The 7,088-nt window shown below is 67.2% G+C and carries 5 protein-coding genes; 1 reads left to right on the top strand and 4 read right to left on the bottom strand.

Annotation, left to right across the window (positions count from 1 at the left end; genetic code table 11):
* The 4 genes from I73_RS11190 to I73_RS11175 all read right to left on the bottom strand — a co-directional run.
* Nucleotides 1-1,389: FAD-dependent monooxygenase (locus I73_RS11190; RefSeq protein ID WP_022980692.1), on the bottom strand; the 1,389-nt coding region annotated here is incomplete at its 3' end.
* A gap of 44 nt (nucleotides 1,390-1,433) precedes the next feature.
* Entirely contained in the window at nucleotides 1,434-1,862 is a 429-nt protein-coding gene (locus I73_RS11185; RefSeq protein WP_022980691.1) for a thioesterase family protein, read from the bottom strand.
* An 11-nt stretch (nucleotides 1,863-1,873) separates the two neighbouring features.
* The gene (locus I73_RS11180) at nucleotides 1,874-3,373 is read right to left on the bottom strand and encodes an indolepyruvate oxidoreductase subunit beta family protein (protein WP_022980690.1); all 1,500 of its coding nucleotides are present in this window, start codon (nucleotides 3,371-3,373) and stop codon (nucleotides 1,874-1,876) included.
* Nucleotides 3,374-3,397: 24 nt separating this feature from the next.
* On the bottom strand, nucleotides 3,398-5,587 hold the full coding sequence (locus I73_RS11175) for an indolepyruvate ferredoxin oxidoreductase subunit alpha (RefSeq protein ID WP_022980689.1): 2,190 nt from the start codon (nucleotides 5,585-5,587) through the stop codon (nucleotides 3,398-3,400).
* A gap of 395 nt (nucleotides 5,588-5,982) precedes the next feature.
* Between I73_RS11175 and I73_RS11170 the strand changes: the two genes are divergently transcribed.
* The gene (locus I73_RS11170; protein ID WP_022980688.1) at nucleotides 5,983-6,993 is read left to right on the top strand and encodes an AraC family transcriptional regulator; all 1,011 of its coding nucleotides are present in this window, start codon (nucleotides 5,983-5,985) and stop codon (nucleotides 6,991-6,993) included.
* Nucleotides 6,994-7,088 lie beyond the last annotated feature (95 nt).

Genomic DNA, 7,088 nt, shown 5'->3' with positions numbered 1-7,088 from the left:
GCCAGCGCCGCTCAGCGCACGGCTGGCCAGGTACATGCGATGGAAGTCGCCCGCCACGCCGTCGTCGCCTGCGGCTTGCAGCAGCGTGGGCGAGACCACCACGCGTTTGCGCAGGGTCAGGCCGCGCGCGGTCCATGGGTTGAGCATGGGCAGGGGCGCGGCCTGGGTATCGGCCACCGGCACACCCGCACGCCCGGCCAGCCAGCGCTCGTAGCCATCGACCCAGCGTGGGTCGCGCAGGCGCAGGTTCTCGTGCGAGATGCGCTGAGATCGGGTGAGCAGCGAGTAGGTGAACTGCTCGGGTTCCAGATCGGCGTAGCGGCGCACGTTTTCGAACCACTCGGTGGAGTTGCGCGCGGCGTTCTGAATCTTCAGCACCTCGACGCTGCGCACCGCCTGGTAGTGGGCCAGGCCAGCACGGAGGTCGCCCTGGGTGTGCGCCAGGCTGCGGGCCAGCTCGATGGCGTCTTCCAGCGCCAGCTTGGTGCCCGATCCAATCGAGAAGTGCGCCGTGTGGGCCGCGTCGCCCATCAGCACCACGGGCACGTCGCGCTGCTGGCCGGGGGCAATTTCGAAGCCCTCGTTCCAGTGCACCCAGCCCTCGCAGATGACGCGCGGGAAGCGGATCCAGATGGCCGAGCCGCGCAGATGCGTGGCGTTGGTGATCAGACGCTCGCCGTCCAGCCAAGGTGCAAACAGGCGCTCGCAGAAGGCGATGCCCTCTTCCTGGCTCATCTGCTCCAGGCCGCTCTTGTGCCAGCAGTCATCGGGGGTTTCAACGATGAAGGTGGACATGCCGTTTTCGAACCGGTACGCGTGGGCGGCGAACCAGCCGTGCTCGGTCTGCACGAAGAGGAAGTTGAAGGCGTCGAACACCTTGCGGGTGCCCAGCCACACGAAGCGGCAGTTCCGCGTGTCGATGTCCGGCCGGTAGCTGTCGGCATAGCGGGTGCGGATGGGGCTGTTGATGCCGTCGCTGGCGATGACCAGGTCGGCGTTGTGCTCGCGGGCAATGGCCTGGTCGTCGGTGACCGTGGTCTCGAACACCAGCTGCACGCCCACGTCTTCACAGCGGGCCTGCAGGATGTTGAGCAAGCGCTTGCGACCGATGCCGATGAAGCCGTGGCCGGTGGTGCGGATGGCCTGCCCCTTGAAGTGCACCTCGATGTCTTCCCAGCGGGAGAACTCGTCGGCGATGCTGCGCGCCGACACCGGGTCGGCCTCGTGCAGGTGGTCGACGGTGGCGTCCGAAAACACCACACCCCAGCCGAAGGTGTCATAGGGGCGGTTGCGTTCGATCACCACGACCTCGTGACTCGGGTCTTGCAGCTTCATCAGCAGGCCGAAGTACAGGCCGGCGGGGCCGCCGCCAATGCAGACGATCTTCATGTGTGGCTCCTGGTCAGGCGAATGGGGTCTTGTTGGGGGCGTCGTCAATGGCCGGCGTCCAGCGCACGGCGCAGGTCGTCGGGGATGGGGATGGCTTCGTGGGTCACCAGCGAGGTCGTCACCAGGGTCTGGCGGGCCTGCATGCGCAGCTCGCCATCGGTGCCGACGCAAGCCAGTTGCAGCACCAGCGATCGGTGGCCGATGTGCACCACGTCCAGCGTCAGCTCGACGTCGTCGCCCATGCGGCTGATCGCCTTGAAGTCGGCCTCGATGCGCACCGAGGGCATGCCGTGGCGCTGGCCCAGGATGTAGCCGGTGAAGCCTCCCCCGGGCAGGATGTGGTCGACCCAGGCTTCGAGCAGGTCGTTGAACATCACGAAGTACTGCGGGTAGAAGACGATGCCGGCGGGGTCACACTCCGAGAAGCGGATGCGATGAGGTCGGCGAAAGTGGCGGGCGGCGGGGGTGCTCATCGTTGTCTCCTTCAGGCGTTGAGCGCCTGCTTGCTCAGGGCCGCCTTCAGGGCATGCCCATGTTCATCGGCCAAGGCGGCGTCGCGCAGGCCCGCCAGGCTGGCGGGGGCCAACTGGGGGGCATGTCGGTCGAGCACGCCCATGAGCGTCTGGTAGTTGCGCAGGCCGCGGGCATGGGTGTCGCCATAGCCTTTGACGAGGCGCTGCAGGCGGGCCACCTCCAGGGCCAGCGTGGGATGGGGGCCCGCCAGGGCCAGCACGCGCTGGAACCAGTGCTCGATGCGTTCGTTTTCCAGCGCGAAGCGCAGGGTGCTGCGGCGGGCCACGCGCCAGCGCGAGAGCAGCCACAGCAGGGCAAAGCCGCGCAGGCTGGACGTACGCACCACCCGGCCTTCGCGCGTCCAGCCGGCCACCAGACGGTGCACCGCATGGGGTTGGGCCAACCAGCGACCCAGTCCTGCGGGCAAGGTCTCGCAGATCTCCTCGATGCGCGGGTGCATGAACTCGTTGATGTGCACCTGCTGATCGGCCTGGGCACGCACCTCGCTGTGGACCCGCTGGAAGCGGCTGTCGCGAATCTTGAGGTCGGCCACGCGAATGGTGTCCTCGTAGGACATCCACAGCGCCAAGTGGCGGGCGGTCTCGCGCACCAGGGTGTCGTCATCGGGCGCGGCACGCTGGGTCAGCTGGGCGAGCCGGTCGAGGTAGAGCACGGCGTAGTCCGCATCCTGGTAGTCGATGAGACGGCGCACGCCTTCTCGCACCACGTCCTGGCAAGCAGGCCGGTGCTCGCGCTGGACGCGAGCCAGCAGCGCGATCACTTCGGGCGAGCGCGGCGCGGGGGCCGGCACGGCGGGCTTGGCCGGAGCGGCCGAGGCGCCCTGCCCCATGGCCTCCTGGCAGCCGCGCGCAAAGGCCTTGAGGCTGGGCTTGACCCCCACGCCGCCGCGCTCGATGGTGGCCTCGAAGTCCGCCCGACCAAACGGCAGCGCTCCCGTGCCGCACAAGGCACCGAACAGCACGGCGCTGATGACGCTGCCGCACGCCTCGGCCGCGCGAGCCATGTCGAAGCTCACCAACTTGCGAGCGGCGGCCTGCGCGTATTTGAGCAGCACCTCGTCGCTGACGCGGCCGTCGCCCATCGCGGCCTTTTCGGCGATGGCGTAGACGCGGTGGGTGGACGTGAGCAGCGTGGTGCGGTCGGACGTGACCAGGCCACGCTGCACGGCACGGCCGGCCTCCATCAGCTCGGAGCACAGCACCACGTCCACGTCGCCGGGCATGGGCATGAGGGCCAGCACGGGCTGTCGGTTGGGGGCCTGCGGGTTGGGTGGCAGCAGCTCGACGTAGTAGATGGTGGCCCCCGTGCGCTGGGCCACGCCGGGCACCGAGGTGGTCTGCGCGTGCCAGCCATGGTGTTCGCCCAGGTCGACGATCCAGTCGGCGAGCACGCCGCCGCCTTCGCCGCCCATGGCCAGGATGGCGATCTTGATGGGTTGTTGCTGGGTCATGGGGTGGCTCCGGTCATGCACGTTTCAGAAGGCGAGTTGGGCGCGACGCTGCGCATCGCGGCGCTGCAGCCAACTGATGACGGCCTGGCGCAGACGCTGACGGATCCGGTCGGCCCGCGTGGGGTTGGTGACGATCTCGGCGCGGTAAAAGGATGGGCACAGCACGGCGGCATGCGACACCTCACCGCACAAGCCGCAGCCCACGCAGCTGTCTTGCACGGCCGCGATGGGGTCGGTGCGCAGCGGATCGGGGTTGGGCTTGATGGTCAGTGATGGGCAGCCCGACAGGCGGATGCAGGAGTGGTCGCCCGTGCAGGTGTCGGGATCCACGCCAAAGCGCTCGCGCACCACACGCTCACCGGCGGCAATGGCCTTGCGCACCTTGGGCTTGTCGCGGCGCTGCTTGTTGAGCATGCACTCGCTTTGTGCCACCAGCACCTTGGGGCCCTTGGTGGAGGTGGTGAGCGCCTCGCGCAGGGTGGCCGTCATGGCCTTCAGGTCGTAGGTGCGCTTGAGCGTGCGCACCCACTTGACGCCCACGCCGCGCACCGCCTGCTCGATTTCATGGCCCGTGCTGCGCGTGGCGTTGAGTGCCTTGGACGACAGAATGTCCTGCCCACCCGTGGCCGAGGTGTAGCTGTTGTCGACAACGATGGTGAGGTTGTCGCTGCGGTTGAAGACCGCGTTGGCGATGCCACTTGTCAGGCCGTTGTGCCAGAAGCCGCCGTCGCCCATCACCGAAATGGCGCGCTTGCCATCGGGCACATTGAAGGCGGCCGCGCTGGCCGCGCCCAGGCCGTAGCCCATGGTGGTGGCGCCGATGTTGAACGGCGGCAGGATGGAGAACAGGTGGCAGCCGATGTCGGCCGTGACGTGGTGCGGGCCCAGTTCGCGCTCCACCAGCTTCATGGCCGTGAAGATGGGGCGCTCGGGGCAGCCGGTGCAGAAGCCGGGAGGGCGGGCGTGCACGTTGGCAGCCAGCTCCGCGGTGGCCACGGTGTGCTCGAGGGGAGCCGGCTGCACGGGGGGCGCAGCAGATGCAGCGATCAAGGGGATCACCTTGCGCGCCGTGTGTTCGGCGGGCAGCTTGCCGTACTGCCGCAGGAAGGCGCCCAGGCCCTTGACCATCGTGGCGGTGTTGTATTCACCCGCCAGAGGCAGCAGATCCTTGCCGTGCAGCGCGGTGGGGCTGCGCAGGCGGCGCAGGATGTCGGCCACGTTCTGCTCGACGAAGTTGGGCTGACCTTCTTCCAGCACCAGGATGGCCTGCTTGCCTTGGCAGAAGCGCTCGAACTCGGCGTCCACCAGGGGGTAGGCCACGTTCATCACGTACAGCGGCAGCTTGGATTCGCCATACACATCGGCCAGGCCCAGGTGGTTGAGTGCGCGGATCAGCGTGTTGTAGCTGCCGCCCTGCACCACCACGCCCACGTCGTCGGCATCTTCAGAGAAGAACTCGTTGAGGCCTCGCTCCTGGATGAAGCGCACGGCGGCGGGCCAGCGCTGCTCAACCTTTTCCTTCTCGTGCAGGAAACTGGCCGGCGGCAGCACGATGCGGTTGACATCCCGCTGCGGCTGGGCCAGCGCCTGCTGGATGGTGAAGGTCGACTTGCGGTTGTCGCTGGCCACGAACTGGCCGTGCACGTGGCAGGCGCGGATGCGCAACTGCAGCATCACCGGCGTGCTGCTGGCCTCGGACAGATCGAAGCCATCCCTGACGGCCTGCACAATGCACGGCAGGTTGGGACGCGGGTCGAGCAGCCACATCTGCGACTTCATCGCAAAGGCGTGCGAGCGCTCCTGCATGATGGAAGAGCCCTCGCCGTAATCCTCGCCCACGATGATGAGCGCGCCGCCCAGCACACCGCCCGAGGCCAGGTTGGCCAGCGCATCCGAGGCGACATTGGTGCCCACGGTGGCCTTGAAGGTCACGGCGCCGCGCAGCGGGTAGTTCACGGAGGCCGCGAGCGTGGCCGCTGCGGTGGCCTCGCTCGCACTGTTCTCGAAGCGAATGCCGTGCTCGGCGAGGATGTCCTGGGCATCGGCCAGCACATCCATCAGGTGGGATATCGGCGCCCCCTGGTAGCCCGCCACATAAGCCACGCCCGACTCGAGCAAGGCCTTGGTCACGGCCAGGATGCCTTCACCGCTGAAGACCTCTCCGGCCCCCAGGCGCAGCTTCTTGACCTCTTCGACGAACGAGCGTTCGGCCATCGCCATCACCTCCAAACAGTCGGCACACCCGTCGTGCCGTTGAGGTGACTGTGCGGACAGATCGTTTAGAGATCAATCAATGAAGAGTCATGCAAATGCCATGTCTGCAGGATTCGAACAAAGACTGCGCGATCTGGACAGACCCGCGCGAACTGGCGCGCTCTGCCGAGGTAATCACTCAGAAGAAGAAGCTTCACCTATGCACATTTCTGGGTGCCATTTGATGGTGCACAAGCACCTGCGTGGCGTCATGCGCTAGGGAAATCACCGCTTCTTTTGCATGAATTTAGTTCTAAAGTTTATTTCAGGCTTGGCATTGCTTTTGCGTATGACCCGCCGGCGCCGGTCGCTGCTGCACCGGCTTGTTGCGCCCCGCGTGTTGCCCAGGAGGTCTCATGCCCATGCCTGCCACCCATTCCCAGCCCGCTGGCCTGTACCGAGCCATGCTGGGCGCCCCCGCACGGCAGCTGTTCGCCTCGCGTGATCTCGAGGAGACCTGCTCCCTGGTGTCACGGGTGATGAAGCCGCATGCCCTGCGTGTGGTGGGCCAGGGCCAGCGCCTTGACGCGCGCATGCACCACCTCACGTTTGGCGATGTGAGCCTCAGTCGCCTGAGCCATGGCGCCGAGGTGCGCATCGAACCCGGCGAGCTCGACGACTTCTTCCTGGTGATGATGCCCTTGCATGGCCATGCCGACGTGAGCTGCGGCCACGACAGCGTGGAATCAACACCCGATGTGGCCACGGTCATCAGTGCCCACCTGGGCACGACCATGCACTGGAGCGCCGACTGTGACCAGCTGATGGTGCGCATCGCGCGGCCCTTTCTGGAGCGCATGCTGACGGCGCAGTTGGGCCGCGAGCCCGACACCCGCCTGCAGTTTGCGCTGGGATTCCGCTGGCGTGACCAGGCCGCCTGGAACTGCCTGGTGCGCTACCTGGTGGACTGGGCGGAGCAGCCCATCCAGCTCTCCGACCACAAGATCGTGGTGGGCCAGTTGGAGCAACTGGTGGCGTCATCGCTCTTGTCCTGCCAGGCGCACAACTTCACCGCCTCGCCACTGGCACGTCGCTCGGCCGTGCTGCCCCGCCACGTCAAGCGGGTGCAGGAGTACCTGCAGGCCCATGCCCACGAATCCGTCCGCGCCGACACCCTGGCCGAGATCGCCGGTGTGAGCCTGCGCAGCCTGTACGCCGGCTTCCAGGACTTCTGCGGCATCAGCCCCATGCAGTACCTGCGCAACATCCGTCTGGAGCGGGTGCGTACCGAGCTGCTGGCCGGCCCGGTCAGTGGCGGCGTGGCCTCGGTGGCCCTGCGCTGGGGCTTCAGCCACATGGGCCGCTTCAGCGCCGACTACAAGGCGCACTTCGGCGAGTCGCCCAGCCAGACGGTGCGCAAGGCCTGAAGCCCTGCGCCATTGCCCGATGAGATGGGGCCGAAACCCCATCCCTTGCATCAGAAGGGCAGCGTGACCTTGACCCACACGGCCTGGCCTTGCAC

The sequence above is a fragment of the Ideonella sp. B508-1 genome, from assembly GCF_000333615.1.
Lineage (GTDB): Bacteria > Pseudomonadota > Gammaproteobacteria > Burkholderiales > Burkholderiaceae_C > Ideonella.
This window is presented reverse-complemented; position numbering and strand designations above follow the sequence as displayed.

Excerpts from the sequence above, each read along its gene's own strand:
- I73_RS11185 (WP_022980691.1), bottom strand. The coding sequence starts at position 1,862 with ATGAGCACCCCCGCCGCCCGCCACTTTCGCCGACCTCATCGCATCCGC.
- I73_RS11180 (WP_022980690.1), bottom strand. The coding sequence starts at position 3,373 with ATGACCCAGCAACAACCCATCAAGATCGCCATCCTGGCCATGGGCGGC.
- I73_RS11175 (WP_022980689.1), bottom strand. The coding sequence starts at position 5,587 with ATGGCCGAACGCTCGTTCGTCGAAGAGGTCAAGAAGCTGCGCCTGGGG.
- I73_RS11170 (WP_022980688.1), top strand. The coding sequence starts at position 5,983 with ATGCCCATGCCTGCCACCCATTCCCAGCCCGCTGGCCTGTACCGAGCC.